General features: G+C 34.6%; 19 protein-coding genes and 1 rRNA gene. 1 reads left to right on the top strand and 19 read right to left on the bottom strand.

Annotated elements, in window-relative coordinates; genetic code table 11:
• Positions 1–265 precede the first annotated feature (265 nt).
• The 8 genes from AC3WJF_RS15135 to metG form a co-directional block, all read right to left on the bottom strand.
• Positions 266–448: a small, acid-soluble spore protein, alpha/beta type gene (locus tag AC3WJF_RS15135; protein WP_492453603.1), complete on the bottom strand. Its 183-nt coding sequence runs from the start codon at positions 446–448 to the stop codon at positions 266–268.
• A 246-nt stretch (positions 449–694) separates the two neighbouring features.
• Positions 695–946: a biofilm formation stimulator Veg gene (gene veg / locus AC3WJF_RS15140; RefSeq protein WP_055741673.1), complete on the bottom strand. Its 252-nt coding sequence runs from the start codon at positions 944–946 to the stop codon at positions 695–697.
• Positions 947–1170: 224 nt separating this feature from the next.
• A complete protein-coding gene (gene yabG / locus AC3WJF_RS15145) occupies positions 1171–2046 on the bottom strand; it encodes a sporulation peptidase YabG (protein ID WP_492453634.1) in 876 nt (291 codons plus the stop codon).
• Between the two features lie 369 nt (positions 2047–2415).
• The gene (rsmA, locus tag AC3WJF_RS15150) at positions 2416–3306 is read right to left on the bottom strand and encodes a 16S rRNA (adenine(1518)-N(6)/adenine(1519)-N(6))-dimethyltransferase RsmA (protein WP_492453605.1); all 891 of its coding nucleotides are present in this window, start codon (positions 3304–3306) and stop codon (positions 2416–2418) included.
• On the bottom strand, positions 3299–3859 hold the full coding sequence (rnmV, locus tag AC3WJF_RS15155; RefSeq protein ID WP_492453607.1) for a ribonuclease M5: 561 nt from the start codon (positions 3857–3859) through the stop codon (positions 3299–3301). Before rnmV ends, rsmA begins: the two co-directional genes overlap by 8 nt.
• Positions 3860–3979: 120 nt before the next feature.
• Positions 3980–5176, bottom strand: coding sequence for a resuscitation-promoting factor (locus AC3WJF_RS15160; RefSeq protein ID WP_492453609.1), 1197 nt, complete (start codon positions 5174–5176; stop codon positions 3980–3982).
• A 392-nt stretch (positions 5177–5568) separates the two neighbouring features.
• Positions 5569–6336, bottom strand: coding sequence for a TatD family hydrolase (locus AC3WJF_RS15165; RefSeq protein WP_492453611.1), 768 nt, complete (start codon positions 6334–6336; stop codon positions 5569–5571).
• Positions 6337–6668: 332 nt separating this feature from the next.
• The gene (gene metG / locus AC3WJF_RS15170; protein ID WP_492453613.1) at positions 6669–8666 is read right to left on the bottom strand and encodes a methionine--tRNA ligase; all 1998 of its coding nucleotides are present in this window, start codon (positions 8664–8666) and stop codon (positions 6669–6671) included.
• 489 nt (positions 8667–9155) lie between these two features.
• Here metG and abrB point away from each other — a divergent pair, with 489 nt between their 5' ends.
• Positions 9156–9446, top strand: coding sequence for a transition state genes transcriptional regulator AbrB (gene abrB, locus AC3WJF_RS15175; protein ID WP_492453636.1), 291 nt, complete (start codon positions 9156–9158; stop codon positions 9444–9446).
• Between the two features lie 368 nt (positions 9447–9814).
• Here the strand turns inward: abrB and rsmI are convergent, their stop codons facing one another.
• From rsmI to rrf, 11 genes are all read right to left on the bottom strand, one after another.
• Positions 9815–10690 carry a 16S rRNA (cytidine(1402)-2'-O)-methyltransferase gene (gene rsmI / locus AC3WJF_RS15180; RefSeq protein ID WP_492453616.1) on the bottom strand — a complete coding sequence of 292 codons (876 nt, stop codon included), beginning with the start codon at positions 10688–10690 and terminating at the stop codon, positions 9815–9817.
• A gap of 28 nt (positions 10691–10718) precedes the next feature.
• Positions 10719–11459 carry a tRNA1(Val) (adenine(37)-N6)-methyltransferase gene (locus AC3WJF_RS15185; protein WP_492453618.1) on the bottom strand — a complete coding sequence of 247 codons (741 nt, stop codon included), beginning with the start codon at positions 11457–11459 and terminating at the stop codon, positions 10719–10721.
• 79 nt (positions 11460–11538) lie between these two features.
• Complete coding sequence (yabA, locus tag AC3WJF_RS15190) at positions 11539–11916, bottom strand: DNA replication initiation control protein YabA (protein ID WP_492453620.1); 378 nt, start codon at positions 11914–11916, stop codon at positions 11539–11541.
• Positions 11917–11929: 13 nt separating this feature from the next.
• Positions 11930–12757 (bottom strand): PSP1 domain-containing protein, encoded by an 828-nt coding sequence (locus AC3WJF_RS15195; protein WP_492453622.1) that lies wholly within the window; start codon positions 12755–12757, stop codon positions 11930–11932.
• Positions 12750–13751 carry a DNA polymerase III subunit delta' gene (gene holB / locus AC3WJF_RS15200; RefSeq protein WP_492453638.1) on the bottom strand — a complete coding sequence of 334 codons (1002 nt, stop codon included), beginning with the start codon at positions 13749–13751 and terminating at the stop codon, positions 12750–12752. The genes AC3WJF_RS15195 and holB overlap by 8 nt, the downstream gene beginning before the upstream one ends.
• Positions 13752–13771: 20 nt before the next feature.
• The gene (locus tag AC3WJF_RS15205; protein ID WP_492453624.1) at positions 13772–14212 is read right to left on the bottom strand and encodes a YaaR family protein; all 441 of its coding nucleotides are present in this window, start codon (positions 14210–14212) and stop codon (positions 13772–13774) included.
• Positions 14213–14319: 107 nt separating this feature from the next.
• Positions 14320–14649 (bottom strand): cyclic di-AMP receptor DarA, encoded by a 330-nt coding sequence (gene darA, locus AC3WJF_RS15210; protein WP_055741661.1) that lies wholly within the window; start codon positions 14647–14649, stop codon positions 14320–14322.
• Positions 14650–14820: 171 nt separating this feature from the next.
• Entirely contained in the window at positions 14821–15447 is a 627-nt protein-coding gene (gene tmk / locus AC3WJF_RS15215) for a dTMP kinase (RefSeq protein WP_492453627.1), read from the bottom strand.
• A gap of 33 nt (positions 15448–15480) precedes the next feature.
• A complete protein-coding gene (locus AC3WJF_RS15220; RefSeq protein ID WP_492453629.1) occupies positions 15481–16908 on the bottom strand; it encodes an aminotransferase class I/II-fold pyridoxal phosphate-dependent enzyme in 1428 nt (475 codons plus the stop codon).
• A 134-nt stretch (positions 16909–17042) separates the two neighbouring features.
• On the bottom strand, positions 17043–17246 hold the full coding sequence (locus AC3WJF_RS15225) for a sigma factor G inhibitor Gin (RefSeq protein ID WP_492453631.1): 204 nt from the start codon (positions 17244–17246) through the stop codon (positions 17043–17045).
• Between the two features lie 312 nt (positions 17247–17558).
• Positions 17559–17636 (bottom strand): 5S ribosomal RNA (rrf, locus tag AC3WJF_RS15230); the annotation flags it as partial.

The following is a 17636-nucleotide window of genomic DNA, read 5'->3' on the forward strand; positions in this document are numbered from 1 at the left end:
AAGCACAATATTATTTGTCCTATTTTATCATAAATTGATATGTACATGACAATCTCCACAAATACCGTATTTTATCACGATTAAACGAAAAGCGGAAGAGCCTTGGTAATCCGCTAGCCGATAGGCGTTGAAGCTAGACAAGGACTAGATTAAATAATTTAAATAATACTTATATTTTCGCCTATCGTACAAAAAAAAAGACCGAGATAAACTCGGTCTACGGCATGCTCCTAGATTTTCGCTTTTTAGGCTTTTGCTATGATTATTATATTTGATTCTGGTTAGCTAGTTGTTTTTCCGCAATTTCAATGGCTCTCTTCACCATATTCCCCGCATCCCTTGCCTTTATGCCGCCCCATCCTTCTTGTCTTACGACATCATAAAAGCCCAACTCTTTTGCTAATTCTTCTTTTAATTGATCAGACATAATACTTCTTCTTCTGCCCATTACGATTTCTCCCTTCGACATGCCGCATTAATAGTATATACCAGGGGTCTGCAATTATTTTGGATGTTATATACTGCAATATATTTTATTATTTCAGAAAAGAACTGGTCTTAACATTTCTATAATTAAAATGAATGAAGTTATTTCTAAAACATAAAAAAATGTTGTAATTTGTCATTTTATTTTTTAAATTATACTAAAAAAGCAAAATAAAAAGCAGTAAACAGGATGTCTACTGCTAGCTATTTATATTTCTTGATGTTTTTCAAAGAAGGTAAGTTGTACTGTTTCAGTAAGTACATCTGCATAGCTATAGGAAACACGCTCAAAAGCATTTTCCTCTTGATCTAATTCGATGACAAAAACTGATGGATAAGTTTCTGCCAAAACACCAGAACGTTCAATCGTTTTTCTTCGACCGCCATTAGCTTTTAACATTAAGCGTTTACCCAAATTAGAGTCAAGGGATTTTTTAATGTCAGTTAATGTTTTTGGCATTTTGCTCCACCTCACTATGTATTAGTGTAACACAGTATCAAAAAAAGGTCAAACATAAATTATTTATTTTATCAATGAAACAAAGTATATGTCAACATTTTTCAATCAACAAAATGACTGTTTTTTTTTACATTTACTAGTATTTCCAAATCACCATTTATTATGTAAAGATAATAACTATAAAAAAACAAAAGCCCTAATGTTCTCATTAGCGGCTTTTGTTACTAATCTTCCACTGGTTTATACGGCATCCCCGTCCGTAATACTCCCTTTGTCTCCACTCCGCCAATACCCTTTTCTCCCGTCAGAGTATTACGTAATACATCCCATACATTAATCTGTTCCATGAATGGTGTATAACAAATTTTTGCCACGATATACACAGGATCGAGTGCATGAATATTGACTCTTAAAGGAGAACTTGCAAAATTTGCACCCGCATAAATTAACGATTCAAAATGGGATTGGCAAGCACCTGCAAAAATTACTAATTGATCTAAATGTGGAACCTTTCTTCTTGCCTCACTTACCGTTTTTACAAAGTACTTAGAATGACGATAAGCATTTATATCCGATTTCTTCCCCTTAGCTTTTGAGTAGGCATCATGACCTGTAATAACTAAAATATCTGGACGGTATTGATCTATTAAATGAGTAATTTGATTCGACATCTCCTTTTCATTGCAGTGCACGCCGTAGACCGTAAGCCCAATTCTTTCATATAAATCCATACATTTTTGCAAGTAGGAGGGGTCACCATCAATATGAAGAACACGTCCGGGTATTTGAAAGAAATTATGATCGTGGCTATAGCTGTTTGTAGCTTGATATTCTTGCCTTTGTCTTAACAATTCAATTTCCTGCTGAAATAATTGAAAAGACTGGGCCTCGAGCGTTCGATATTCACGGGATATTTTGGAACGTTCATCTGAATTAATTAAAACTAAATCTTCCATGGGGGAATCTGCAATTAAACGAAAATCTTCTCCATAAAGGACAGCCGTTTTCTTACCATCTATCACCTTTATGTCTATCACCTTAAAGAGAAGATCACATTCATAGGACAGACGCCCTACAATTGAATTTATCTGAACATTCACCATCTTCAACTCCAATTGGTCAGATTACTCATAGATACTTCTATATAAGCTATGCGGAGATGAAAAAGGTGTGATTAGAAAAGCGAAAGCGACTCAGGTCTGGCGTACGGATGAGTGAAATTTGAAGTGTAATTTCACCGAGTGAAAATGGCATTTCAAATTTCACCTTCGTATTCTTCGACGCAAGATTTAGGAAACACAGCGAGGTTCTTCAGGAGCCGATAACAGCTTATCGTATGGAGAAGACTTAGAAATCCGATAGGTGCTATTGAAATTGAAGTACAAATTTCACCTGCAGCTAGACAAATAGATAGAAAAATAGCAAAGCGCACTGCGCCTTGCCATACATAGACCAAACTTGTTAATTTGTTATTTGTCAAAATTCGGGAGGTTTTTAAGTAAAATATTACTTAAGGCAGCAAATTCTTGAATAGATAATGTTTCTCCCCTTCTCGTAGGATCTATATTTACCTTCATAAGAGAGGATATAATCAACTCTTTGTTCTCTTTTCCATTTGGTAACCCGCTTGTTAAATTATTGAGGATTGTTTTCCTCCGCTGTGCGAAAGAAGTACGAGTAATTTGAAAGAAAAATTCCTCATCTTCCACTTCCACAATAGGCTTGTCTCGTTTAAGTAAACGTATTACTGCAGAATCAACATTTGGTTGTGGCGTGAAAACAGTTTTAGGAACAATCATTACTGTTTCTGCTTGAGTATAATACTGAATAGCGATAGATAGGGATCCATATTCTTTTGTTCCAGGACTCGCAGAAATACGATCAGCTACTTCTTTCTGCAACATAACTACAATTCCTTTTAGCGGTAATTGTTCTGTCAGCAGTTTTAATAATATTGGTGTTGTAACGTAATATGGCAGGTTTGCCACTACCATAATATCTTGAATCCCGCTTAATTCCTTTTCAATTACCTCATTTACATTCGCTTTTAAAATATCTTGATGAATAATCCTTACATTGCTGTATGGTGATAATGTATCTTCCAATATCGGCAAAAGGCGCTGATCAATTTCAAACGCAACTACCTTTTTACTTGTTCGTGCTAAATGCTCCGTTAAAGCGCCGATACCAGGTCCTACTTCAATGACACCTGTTTCATTTGTTAACGCCGCAAATTCAGTAATTTTCCGCAATATATTCGAATCTACAAGGAAATTTTGTCCTAAGCTCTTCTTAAATGAAAAACCATATTTATGGAGTATTTCTTTCGTTCTTATGGGAGTTGCAATATCTTTATGCATCTTTTTCCTCCTGCAATACTTTTGTTAAGGCAGATGCAAATACTTCTTTCGTTATTTGAAACATCATAAGCCTTTTGTGAAGCTGTTTGCCGTTTGTGTAACCAATTTTTAGAAGTTCACCTAAACGTTCTCGTCTTACTTTTGCCTTGTCCCCACCAATTAAACCAGCAGTAAGAAGATCTTCCTGTGTAATCCATTCCATAATTTCAGTTTCTGTAGTATAAGCCTCCGCTAAGGCTTCTTTTATTGCTCCGGGACTTGCATACTCTACTCCTATCCCCTTTCCAGAAGATGGCTTTGCATCTTGTTTTTTTAGAAAAGCATGTTTACAGCCCGGAATTTTACTGGAAATGATTTTTCTGATTTTTTCACCTGGAAAGTCCGGATCCGTAAAAATTATGACCCCTCTTTTTTCCTGAGCTAATCGGATTTTTTCTATTGTCTCTTGTGAAATGGCAGAACCATTTGTCTCAATCGTATCGGCATCGATTGCCCGCTTGATGGCAGTAGTATCGTCACGGCCTTCCACTACAATAATTTCTTTAATTTTCATATTTCCTCCAAAATCATGAAACATTTTTCGAACTAAATCCGTCTAATGGTATATATACTTTTCATATTATATAACATGTTTTATTAAAAGAAAAAACAGAGGGTATCCCCTCTGTCAACTTTACTTCATAATCCGGATTTTTACATAACGTTTTCCCCAACGATAGGCATCTGATTTGCTTGCGAAGTAAACGTCTATTACATTACCTCTTATGGAACCACCGGTATCGCCAGCAATCGCATAACCATATCCTTCAACATAAACTTTTGAACCGAGCGGAATAACTCGCGGGTCCACTGCTATCAGCTTAATATTTGGATTTGCATTAAGATTTATGCCCGTTGCGGTATGACTAGAACAGCCGTTGCAACTAGTTGTATATGCGGTAGAGTTAACATAAAGCTCACGGGATGTCTCTAGGCTGCCATTCGAGCCTTGATTCGCCATTTTTTTAGAACCAATCGCAACCACTTTCGGTTTACTATCCTTTAATATATTTTTCCTAATCTGGTTTCTACTTACTTCTTTGCCATTTTCCTTTATTACTTCATACATTATTTGCACAAGACCTGTTTGACCATTCTGTATAACCTTTTCCACTCCGAATGATAAGTTTGCGTCCTTTTGAGTTACAACAGAAAATTCCAAGGGTTTTTCCACTACATCGGTGACTTTTTTAACTCGAATCACTTTTATTACATCATTTGGCTTCACTTTTTGATTTGTCTCGGGGTTAGTGCGATCCAATTCATTTAGTACAATGCCCTGCTGTTTTAAAAAGTCACCGACAGTAGTCGAAGTAGACCATATTTTTTTCTTTCTTCCGCCGTTATTCAAAGTTAATGGGATGGCCCTCTTTATTACAATCTTCATGGTATCATAGATTCTAGTATTTTTATCTGGGGCTACTTGATCATATTTGCGAAGACCAATATTCTCATTCTCTATTAATTCCTGGATCGTTTCGTCAGTGGTCCATATCTCTTTTTTCTTCCCATCCAACATTATGGTTACCTTTTTAGAGGGTTCCCATTCGATGGATAATTGATCCTTTACTTTAGTGTCAACAGGTAAAGATAAATAGTCATGTTTTTGTAAGTTAATATTTAAATCATCTAGTAATTCTCCTACGGTATTCGCATGTGTTTTAATTACTGTTCGTTTCCCGTCAATGGTCATCGCCACCGTTTTTTTCGTGGTTTCAAAAGTGATGAAACAAATGGTTACTACAAAGACTAGGAAACTAGCAATAAAAATAATCCACCTTTTCTTACTCATAGTCCTGGATAACAGGTTTTTCATGTTAATTACTAGCATGAAAAATATCTCGCCTCCTTCTCATTGATGAGATCCTAAAGACTATTACGCCGATGCTCTCGCCTTTCAATGTTACAAGTTGGCTGTTTTCTCATAGATTGTTGTTTTTCGTGAATTTTTTTAAATCCTAAATTAATTTCGGGGCATCTTTTCTTAAAATGACTAGTCATACATAAGACGAATAAAGTAGGTAGTAATATTTTTTTACAATAACAACAAAGTTTAAGAAAAGAGCTTTAATGTAAATTAGTTTCTATTATGCAAAAGTATATTACTTTTTGAAAGGGAGACTTATCGACATGAATATCCTATGAAAGAGTAGAGACATGTAGAACCTTTTAGAATTTTATAGAAAGTAGACAAGCTCCCTTATCATTCGACAAAGATTGTTATCAGTTTATGCTGAATAATCTTTTAGCATTTAAATTAGTTTGCTGTACAACTTCTTCGAAAGTTAACCCTTTTATTTCTGCAATTTGTTCCGCAACAAGCTTTACATAAGCAGGTTCATTTCTTTTTCCTCTGTATGGATGCGGGGCTAAATATGGACAATCTGTTTCAATTAATAGATGCTCTAATGGAATTTCTTCCGCAACTTCCTTAGGTTTTTTTGCATTTTTAAATGTAACTGGCCCTCCAAGTGATATTAAGAAGTTCATATCAATGCAATCTTTTGCGGTTTCAACACTTCCGCTAAAACAATGCATGATTCCGCCTACTTCACTTGCCTTTTCTTCTTTTAGAATGTCTACTATGTCTTGAGTAGCTTCACGATTATGTATTATGATTGGAAGGTTTATCTTTTTAGCTAAACGAATTTGCTTACGAAATACCTCCTTCTGAATTTCCTTAGGTGATTTGTCCCAGTGATAATCTAAGCCCATTTCTCCAAGTGCCACTACCTTTGGATGAGAAGATAGTTCTTCAATCCACTGTAAATCCATTTCTGTCATATCGATTGCGTCAACTGGATGCCAGCCAATACTAGCGTATAAAAAATCATACTCTTCAATTAAGAACATCGCCTTCTTAATCGTTTTTCTGTCAAAGCCCACTACAACCATTTTTTCAACGCCAGCATCTAAAGCATTTTGTATTACATTCTCTAAGTCATGATCATATTGCTCATCATTTAGGTGAACATGTGTATCAAATAGCATTTTAGTTTCTCCTTATCCAACTACATAATAATATATAAATCCTACACAAGCTTTGCATTCACTTAACATTTACTTTACACATTAATAGGACATAAATATTGCAAAAATGGAAATTCACAGTATATAGTTTACTCCATAATACCTTACTTATTTCGACAACAAAAAAATAGTAATTTTTCAAAAATGATAAAAGTTACACACAACTCAATATTTGAAAAGAAAAACAAATATAAAAATAGCATAGAGAATCACGTCGAAAAATGTTCCACGTGAAACATTCTATGCTATTTTTCTTTTAGTGATTGGAAAAAGTAACTAATAAAATATTACATTTACTTTACAAGTGCTCCATTTGGAAGACTTTCATCCACACTAGCCAATGAAAGAACACCATCTTTTTTACCAGCTAAAATCATTCCTTCTGAGAGTTCTCCTCGAAGCTTTACAGGTTTTAAGTTTGCTACACAAATTAATTTACGGCCAATTAAGTCCTCTGGTTTGTAATGTTCAGCGATTCCTGATACAACCTGTCTCTTTTCATACCCTAAATCTAATTGCAGCTTCAATAACTTATTAGCCTTTTTAACGGGCTCAGCATGAAGAACTTGAGCCACACGAAGTTCTATTTTCATGAAGTCATCAATCGATATTTCTTCTTTCTTATCTGCATCCACTTCAATATTATTTGTTTGCTCTTCTACTTTTGGTGCAGAGCCTGCCATTTTTTGTTTGATGAAGCTTATTTCTTCTTCCATTTCTAATCTTGGAAAAATAGGTTCACCCTTTTCAACTACTTTTGTTCCTTCCGGGATTCCTCCAAATGTTTCGAGGCTTTCCCAAGTCTTCAAATGACTATCATGTACCATTAATTGTTCAAATATTTTCAATGGGGTTTTGGTTAAAAATGGCTGCAATAACACAGCGATTCTACGTAATGAATCCGCTAAGTGAACCATTACATTAGCGAGTTCCTCTCTTTTTGAATCGTCTTTAGCCAAGGACCAAGGTGTTGTTTCATCAATATATTTATTAGAACGGCTAATCAGTTCCCAAATAGCCGATAAGGCAACGGAGAATTCCATTTTTTCCATTGCATCCTCATACTTTTTCACTGTCGTTTCATTTACTTGTAAAAGTTGTTGATCAAATTCTCCATTAGAACCTTTGTATGCTGGAATAATTCCATCAAAATACTTATTAATCATTGCTACTGTGCGATTTAATAAGTTCCCTAAATCATTAGCTAAATCAAAATTGATTCTCTCAACAAATCCTTCTGGCGTAAATACACCATCTGATCCAAATGGTACTTCTCGCAATAAATAGTATCTGAGCTCATCTAAACCATAACGATCAATTAGAGTAACAGGATCTACAACATTCCCTTTTGATTTTGACATTTTTCCATCTTTCATTAATAACCAACCATGTGCAAATACCTTCTTCGGAAGTGGTAAATCCAAGGCCATCAACATAATTGGCCAATAAATTGTATGGAAACGAACTATCTCTTTCCCTACCAGATGAACATCTGCTGGCCAATATCTTAAATATTTCGTTTCATCGTCTGTTCCATATCCTAGTGCTGTAATATAGTTAGAAAGCGCATCGATCCAAACATAAATAACATGTTTTGGATCCCCTGGTACTTTAATTCCCCAATCAAAGGTTGTACGAGATACAGCTAAATCTTCAAGACCAGGCTTAATAAAATTATTAATCATTTCATTTTTTCTTGATTCAGGCTGAATAAAGTCAGGATTCTCTTCATAATATTGAAGAAGTCGATCTACATATTTTCCCATTTTAAAGAAATAGGATTCTTCCTTTACTAACTCTACAGGATGACCGCTATCAGGACTTTTGCCGCCGACTACTTTTCCATTCTCTATAATTGGATCTACAAGCTGATGTTCTGTATAGAAGGTTTCATCCGGAACAGAGTACCAGCCCTCATATTGATCTAAATAAATATCACCTTGATCTAAAAGCCTTTTGAAAATTTTCTCCACAACTTTTTTATGTCTATCTTCTGTAGTACGAATAAAATCATCGTAAGAAATATCCAATTTATCCCAAAGTACACGTATTCCACTAACAATATTATCTACATATTCTTGAGGTGTAACATTTTCTTCTTCTGCCTTCCGTTGTATTTTTTGGCCATGTTCATCAGTACCAGTTAAATACATGACATCAAAGCCACGCATTCTCTTATAACGTGCCATTGCATCACCTGCAACCGTTGTATAGGCATGTCCAATATGTAAATTCCCACTAGGATAGTAAATAGGTGTTGTAATATAAAATGTTTTTGACTTTTCGTTCAACTGTAATTCCCACCTTTTAAAAAATAATTATGAAACAAAAACCTTTCTATAATGAAAAGCCCTCACCCAAAGGACGAGAGCTTTTCAATGCCATCTTGGGGCAATTCTTATATTACTTCTATGTCACAGCTTAACCTCTTATATCATCAAAATATACATAAAAAAGAAACATCCTGCAACTTTTGATAACCGATTATCTACTTTTCTTGTTTCTATTTTGATAGTCCTCACAAATTTTGTCGAAAATTATTTATTTCTTTCTCTTACATTTTTTTACGATTTTGATACTTTTTATACATTTATTACTTCGAAACTAACTAATACTATCTTAATATTTACCTGTATATCAATGTTTTTACGAGTTTTATAAATTCCTATTTTATACAAAATAATTATTGACGGATATGGGAATGCTTGGTATGATATATACAGTTATAAAAAATATGTCGAAAATCGTCGACAAAATAATCGGAGAAAATGAGAGGAGAAATGAAAATGAAATCTACTGGTATTGTACGTAAGGTTGATGAATTAGGTCGCGTTGTTATTCCTATTGAGCTTCGTCGTACACTTGGAATTGCAGAAAAAGATGCCTTAGAAATTTATGTTGATGATGAAAAAATTATCTTAAAGAAATATAAACCAAGCATGACTTGCCATGTTACTGGTGAAGTTTCTGATAATAACGTTCAATTAGCAGGTGGAAAATTAGTTCTTAGCCGTGAAGGTGCGGAACAATTACTACAAGAAATCCAAAACGCTTTCCAAGCTGCGAAATAATAAGAAAAGTGGAAGCGCCTTGCATATCGGCTAGCCGATATGCGCTGCAGATAGACAGAGATAAAAAAGCATGACTGTATGAAAAATACAGTCATGCTTTTTCTTTGTGAAAGGCTTTGTTAATGATAAAGATTATTGTTGATCTTCAGCCTTATGTGTACAGGTGAACGACTTTTATTCGGTACGAATAACTTTAGTGAATGTGTACACATAAGGCTGTATAAGCGCCAATATTATTACTTAACAAAGTCTTGTGAAAAATAAATTGTTAGTCAATAAGCTTAAATATGCCGAATGACAGCAAGAGAAGAGTAGGTCGGCTAACATTTACATACTTGGACTGCGAGCGACCGTTTATGATAGTTTTACTACTCAACATGATACTCTTGATAAACATCTCTCTTTGGAATTCCCCGGTCTTTAGAGGTTTTTTTGATGGCATCCTTTGAATTCATACCTTCTTTGTTAATATAAAAATTTACATGATCAACAACTGAAAGTGATTCCCACCAATTTTGTTCCTCGTCTATCATTTGATTTTCATTTCCTTGAACAATAATACAAAATTCACCACGTATTTCGTTAGTTTGAGACCAAGTTAATACTTCCTCTATCGTACCGCGAATAAATTCCTCGAACTTCTTTGTTAATTCCCTGCATAGAGTAATGTTGCGATTCCCTAATACGCTATTCATTGCCATCAACGTTTCTTTTAATCGATGAGGGGCTTCATACAAAATAAAAGTGGAAGTTTGTTTACTTAAAATCTCCAGCTCCTCTATTCTTTCCTTTTTTCCTCTGGATAAGAAACCATAAAAATAAAAAGGCTGCGGCTTTAAACCTGAAGCAATCAATGCCGTTAGTGCTGCATTTGGCCCTGGTAATGGAACGACACTAATATCGTCTTCAATCGCCGCTACTACTAACTCATATCCAGGATCTGAAATAGAGGGCATACCTGCATCACTTACAAGAGCAACCTTTTCTCCCGCCAATAAACGTGATATTAATAGTTTGGAGCTTGTCTCTTTGTTATGTTCATGATAGCTTGTTATAGGCGTTTGTATTTCGAAATAGTTACACAGCCTTTTCGTATTTCTTGTATCTTCTGCTGCAATAATACTAGCCTCTTTCAACATTCTAATTGCCCTGAAGGTCATATCTTCTAAGTTTCCAATCGGAGTAGGTACAAGATATAAAATTCCTTTGCTTTCTTCATTATAAAAGCTCTTTTGTTGCTGCATAAGATCGACCAGCCTCTTTCAAAAATGACTATTTCTTTTTTCCATATAGTATTTCTTCCAACTCATTTGTATATTGATTATTTTCCTTATATATAACCAATGGTGGCAGGACTTTTAAATCTCGATTTCCATCTTTAATCCCTTCTACAAGGATGGTATTTGCTTCTTTTCCCAATTTGGGGTGAACAAATTGCAGGCGTTTTGGTTCTAGCCGATATTTTTGCATCAATGTTAAAATATCCACTAATCTTCCAGGTCTATGTACAAATGCTGCTTTTCCACCTTGTTTCAGTAATAAACTGCTCGTTTTTACTACATCTTCAAGTGTGCAAAGAATTTCATGTCTAGCAATCGCTAAATGCTCATTTTCATTGATAATTCCTTTCGGTGGAGTATCAAAGTATGGAGGATTACAGGTAACTACATCAAAACTACCCAAGCCCAACTGCTTCGGCATATCCTTTAAATCACCTTTAATCATATTTATTTGATTCATTAATTTATTAAACTCTACACTTCGTACAGCCATATTGTAAAGGCGCTCTTGGATTTCTACCCCTGTTATCTTTCCTTTTGTTCGTGTACTTAATAGTAGAGGGATTATTCCATTACCTGTACACAAATCAATGATGTTGCCTTTTTGTATAGGTAGATATGCAAATCTCGCTAATAGTACAGCATCTACTGAAAAAGAAAAAACAGATGGACTTTGAATAATTCTTAAATTTTCTGCAAGTAAATAATCTAGTCTTTCATCGCCTACTAGCAAGCTAGTCAACCTCCGTTAAAAAGGAGGTTGTCCCAAAAGCAAGGTGACAGCTACTCTCGGAACAACCTCTATATACATTTCACTTCTTATTTAAGAACGACAGACAAAATAAACAATCTTCATCTTTTCTCGGACTTCCGAAATGAACATTACAAATGTGAAATCCTTCTTGATATAATCTCGCAAGATTATCATAGCCTTCACCAATATCTACTTCTTTATCGGCCTTATCAGGGTAATCTTTTCTATCCTTACCTGAAAATGAAGTGCTCTCGTTGTTTATGGATTTTCCTCTGTTATCCAGCCTTTTTCGTAAATGTTCATTTTCTAACTTTAATGCATTATTTTCTTCTATCATTTTGGCTAAATACTTTTTTAATTCACCAAGTTGTTGATACAAATCACCAATTTGTACCTCCATATTGCTGACTGAATTGAAGAATTCGTTTTTATCCATAAACTCCACCTCATTATTCCGTGGCTTGGATTGATATGGCATCTTCCTTCAGGAGTTCATCCATCGTAAATTCCAATATCCGTTCTTGCCCAGTTAATTCGACTTGCAATACTCTTTCCAAAATATTTAAACCAATAATTTTGCCTATTCCATTTGGTGTTTGTATAGTTTCACCAATATCAGGTAAACTTTCTTTTGCCGCTTCGTATTCATCATTCTCATATTTTAAACAACACATCAATCGTCCGCAAAGACCAGAGATTTTTGTAGGATTCAGCGATAGATTCTGATCCTTGGCCATTTTAATAGATACAGGCTCAAAATCCCCAAGGAATGTGGAACAACAAAGCATACGTCCACAAGGGCCAATCCCGCCCAACATCTTTGCTTCATCCCTTACTCCGATTTGCCTTAATTCAATCCTCGTTCGGAATATGGCTGCTAAATCTTTCACAAGCTCCCGAAAATCAATGCGTCCATCAGCAGTAAAGTAAAAGATTACTTTATTTCGATCAAAGGTATATTCCACATCAACTAGTTTCATATCAAGTTGATGCTCGATAACCTTTTCTGAGCAAACCTCATATGCTTCTTGTGCTGCATCTTTATTTTCACTGACTATCATTTGATCCTTTTCATTAGCAATTCGAATGACCCTCTTTAATGGCAAAACTACATCGTTTTCATCGACTGATTTACGATCCGTTACCACTTTTCCAAATTCTATTCCCCGAACTGTCTCAACAATTACAGAGTCATTTTTTTGAATTAAGAGATCACCAGGATCAAAATAATAAATTTTTCCGGCCTTTTTAAATCTTACACCGACAACATCAAACAAAGGTAGATCCCCCCTGCAATTTTAAAACAAGCTGTTCCATCAATAATTGAGGATTCATATTCGCAATTAGCTTGCGCTTCGCCTCTAAAATGGATGACATATTATCTGTTATAGAACGTGTGGACATTTGTAATACATCCATCTCAAACTGATCTCTATGATCCGGATATAAAAGTTGTTTATCTTGATCTAACCGTACTGAAATAAGATCTTTATATACAAAAAGCAATAGATCCAGTCCAAGGTCTATTTGACTTTTTTCTTTAAAATGTGAATACCAGACCTCTTGAAGTGCAACCATCGCTGATGCAGCACTTTTCTTTAGAGCCTCATATAATTTTAACACTATTTTTCTAGCTTGTGCAAACCACTCATCATTATTTAGTTGAGTGGCATCATGAATATTATTGGTAATGCTAGCTAAAATTAGTGCGTTTGATGAAGAAACACCTATTTCTATTAATTTTTTTACTAAAATATCGGTTGGATATTTTCTAAATGTAATAACCTGGCATCTGGATAGTATTGTCGGTAGAATTTGTTGTATTTGCTCAGTAATTAAAATTGCTGTAGTCCCTTCGTTTGGCTCTTCCAAAAACTTAAGCAAACTATTAGCCGCACTAACAGTCATTTTATCAGAATGGACGATAGTATATATTTTTTTCTGAGACTCTACTCCAGACTTACTAAACTCTTGCTGTAAGGTTTTTATTTGATCCTTTTTAATCGATAGCCCATCTGGTTCAACCATATGGACATCCGGATGACTTCCATTATTAATTCTTTTGCAATTAATACATGTTTCACAAGGTATCATTTGATCTTGTAAATCTAGGCAAAGAAATGACTTTGCTATAAATAAGCTTACATCTTTTTTACCTGTACCACGCTCACCCTCTAATAAGTAAGCATGGGCAATTCGATTTTTTTTAATACTATTTTTTAATATCCTTGCCGCAAGAGGTTGAACCTTTTCTAGTTCATCCCATGTTATTGCCAAACTGCATCACTCTCTTACGTATATAAGTTTATTAATAATCCTTTTATTTCGCCAATTTTCCCCAAAATATCAATGGTTGGTTTTTCTTTTTTTATATAATCATTTGTAAGTTCCACAAGCTGCTTATCAACTGTTTCAATAATATTCAGCTTCCGTCCTTCTCCAAATTGATTCCAAGTATGTGATTGTTTTAAATTCATTCCAAAATCAACTGTTTCGCGAACAAAACGCTTTACCAATGCTTTATATTTTGCTAAATCCTTAAAATTACGAGACTTTGCTAGCTTTTCCCCAGCACTTTCAATTTCAGATAATAACTTATCTAGTTGGTCCATTTGCAATTTTTCATCTTGCTTTTGAACAATAGTAGAAAATTTTGTTCCCCCTGTCGTTACTTGTTTAGAATCCTGACGGGATTTTTCAAGACCAACCCTTATATCTTGATTTATTTTCACTTTAATCTCCTTTTTAAAGGCTTTTTTCCTAGATAATTATAATTATTGTTATTAGGTGAATATTCTTAAACTATTTATTTCAGGCAAATCATTTGCAAAGAGACTTATTAAAAATGATGGAATTGCTCTACCGGTAGAACAAATACAGTTGCTCCCCCAACTTCAACTTCAACTGGATATGGGATATATGAATCTGCATTTCCACCCATCGGTGAAACAGGTGCCATTAGCTGCTCACGTGATTTACAATTATCCTTAATTACTTGAAGGGCTTTCTCTACTCTAATGTCTTCAGTACCAATCATAAATGTTGTGTTACCAGACTTTAAAAAACCACCCGTACTCGCAAGTTTTGTAACCCTAAAATTATGATCGACCATCGCATTCATTAATCGAGCACTATCCTGATCTTGTACAACCGCTAATATAAGTTTCATAATACACCCCTCCTAAAGTCTTGTTTACTATTTTTGAACCTTAAAACTTTTTTCTATTATACCATTTATTCTTATATATGTATTTGCGCTAGGAGTGTAATAATCCTCTTTATTCATAAAAAACCTTGAAGAAATTATTTCCCCCAAGGTCATTATCCACAAAAATTGATTTCATTGTATAATCTGCATCACTGTTTCCTTCACCACTTTAAATACCTCATCAACTTCTTTACTTGCATCAATTTCATAAATCCTTTGTGGAAACTTTTCCTTAAGTAAAGTAAACCCTGCATGAACCTTTTTATGAAAATCAAGCTCTTCAAGGTCCAGTCTATTTACTTCTCTACCTTTATTTTCTTGAATTCTTTTTAGTCCAATCTCCACTGGTACATTAAAGTATACAGTGGCATCTGGCATTATATCCTCAATCGCAAATTGGTTAATCGAAAATACTTCATCAATACCTATGCCTCTCGCAAAGCCTTGATACGCCAGGGAGCTGTCAATAAAACGATCACACAGTACGATTGATCCTTTTTCCAAGGCAGGTAAAACTCTTTCCACTAAATGTTGTCTTCTGGATGCGGCATATAGTAATGCTTCTGTACGAGAATCCATTTCCGTATTATTTTTATTTAAAATAACTTCACGAATTTGTTCTGCAATTCGAATACCACCTGGTTCCCTAGTCATGACAATATCTAAACCTTCTTTCTGCAATTCCTTGCCTAATTTTTGCAGAATGGTCGTTTTTCCGGCTCCTTCTGGTCCTTCGAATGTAATAAATAAACCTTTCATAAGATGTCCTCCGATATTTGACAAATAGCATTTCTAATCTTTAAATACAGAAATTTTCCCTTTATATAATGAAGCAAAATCACCTTGAAATTTCGCATTCAATGCAAGTAATTGCTCTAAAATTTCAACCTGATCCTTTTTTATTTTTTCTCCTGGCAAAAGTAATGGAATACCAGGTGGGTATGGAGTAATCATTTTTGCAGCAACTCGATGAATAGCATCCTTCATTTCTACATACTCCACTTCTTTATGTTCCATTTCTTCATAAGTCATGGATAATGATGTGAGTTCCTCTTTATTTTTATACAACATTTTTTTCACTTGTATAGAAGGAGTTTTTTTCTCAAGAGATGTCATTATTCTCTTTAAGGTTTCCTCATATGGGTATGAGATACCTTGCTTCAGTAAAGGAAGGATAAAAACTACCTGATATTGGTCAGCTAATTCTGTATAAATGGCTTGTACTTCAAATATTTTCTGCAGCTCAAAGCCTGAATAGCCTTCATAAGAAACAATCACTTTTAGTGGATCCTGTCCGCGCCTTGTTTTTACAATTAATCCATCAATAGATGATAATCCTGAAATAAATTGATTTCGATGAAACAAAGTAAATTCTAAATCGTCTTTTGTAAAGTTCGCTAAATAATGGCGAGCAATATCTAAGGAAACCATAATCGGATAAGAGGGACTACTAGATTGTAGCATCCCTAGATAGTATTCAATCCGTTCAATAGAAACATGTTCACTATTTATATGTAAATAGGATCCCATCGTCATAGCTGGGAGCATTTTATGTGCAGAATGAATGACGATATCTGCCCCCAATGTTACCCCTGAGTCCGGAAATGGGCTGCCAATTAGAAAGTGAGGTCCATGTGCCTCATCAACAATTACTATGCCATTATTTTGATGTACGATTTCAATAATGTCTTTTAAAATATATGTTAATCCATAATAATTAGGATACGTCAAAATACATCCTTTAAGATTGGAATAGATTTTAAAAGCATCTCTTACCATAGCTGTTTCAATTTCGACCGGGATACCTAAATCATTATCCACTTTTGGAGAAAGAAATATTGGATTTACATGCGCCATGGAAAGTGCATTTAATACTGACTTATGGCAATTTCTCTGTACAAGTACATAGTCACCCTTTTTAAAGGTTGCTAAAATACTTGCCATGTTTCCTACTGTGCTTCCATTTACAAGAAAATAGCTCTTTCTTGTCCCATACAAAGAACTTAATAATTGTTGTGCATCATATATAGGTCCTTCTGGTGAATGTAAATCATCCAACCCACTTAGCTCTGTTACATCATATTGGAGAAGCCTTTCCCACTTAGGATTTACTTTCCTATATAAAAGTCCATTTTTGTGTCCCGGTACGTGATATGATATTGGATATCTTTCTTTAAAATTCGTTAGTGCTTCATATAAGGGAATTTGTTGTTGATTCACTTTCGTTGATTACCTTTCCTTTTTGTGCTTATTTTATTGTACTATACGTATACGTAAAGGGGAAACCTCCGAAAGAATGATGAATGGAGTTAATTTTAAAAAAATAAAAACCAAGCTCCGTTTTTATAGCTTGGTTAAGAAATATTTTGTTTGTACGTAACCATTTTGAGTCGTTCAATATAATACTTGTATTTAGGATCATCTGTATCAGTTAGTATCATATCTTTTTCACAGTCTTCACATATAAATGATGTATACAGATGGATCCCTTTTTCTTTATTCTGCTCACATACGATACACGTTTCCCCTAATGTCCTTTCTTTTGCTGAAGTGCTCATGCCTCTCCACCTCCATGCCAATATTATTCCCAACAATTGTGTCAATATACAATATTCTAAATATTGTTTAAGAAATATGAGTTCATTTACTATTGTATGTTTTCTGGGCAATTCAAGTGTATGTCTAACCCTTTTTTTGTTTTAATCAAGTGAATTTATGGCATAAACTCGTGATTTGTTACTGTATTCTCGTGAAAACAGCTAATCTCGTGATTTTAGTGCTTAATCTCATGGATCGTGACTTTAGAACTTTAGACCTAATTTAAACATATAAAAAAGCCACAGACGTAAGTTCTGTGACTTTTTCTGTTTGCCTGGCAACGTCCTACTCTTGCAGGGGGAGAGCCCCCAACTACCATCGGCGCTGAGAAGCTTAACTTCCGTGTTCGG

The sequence above is a fragment of the Heyndrickxia sp. FW510-T9 genome (assembly GCF_058781025.1).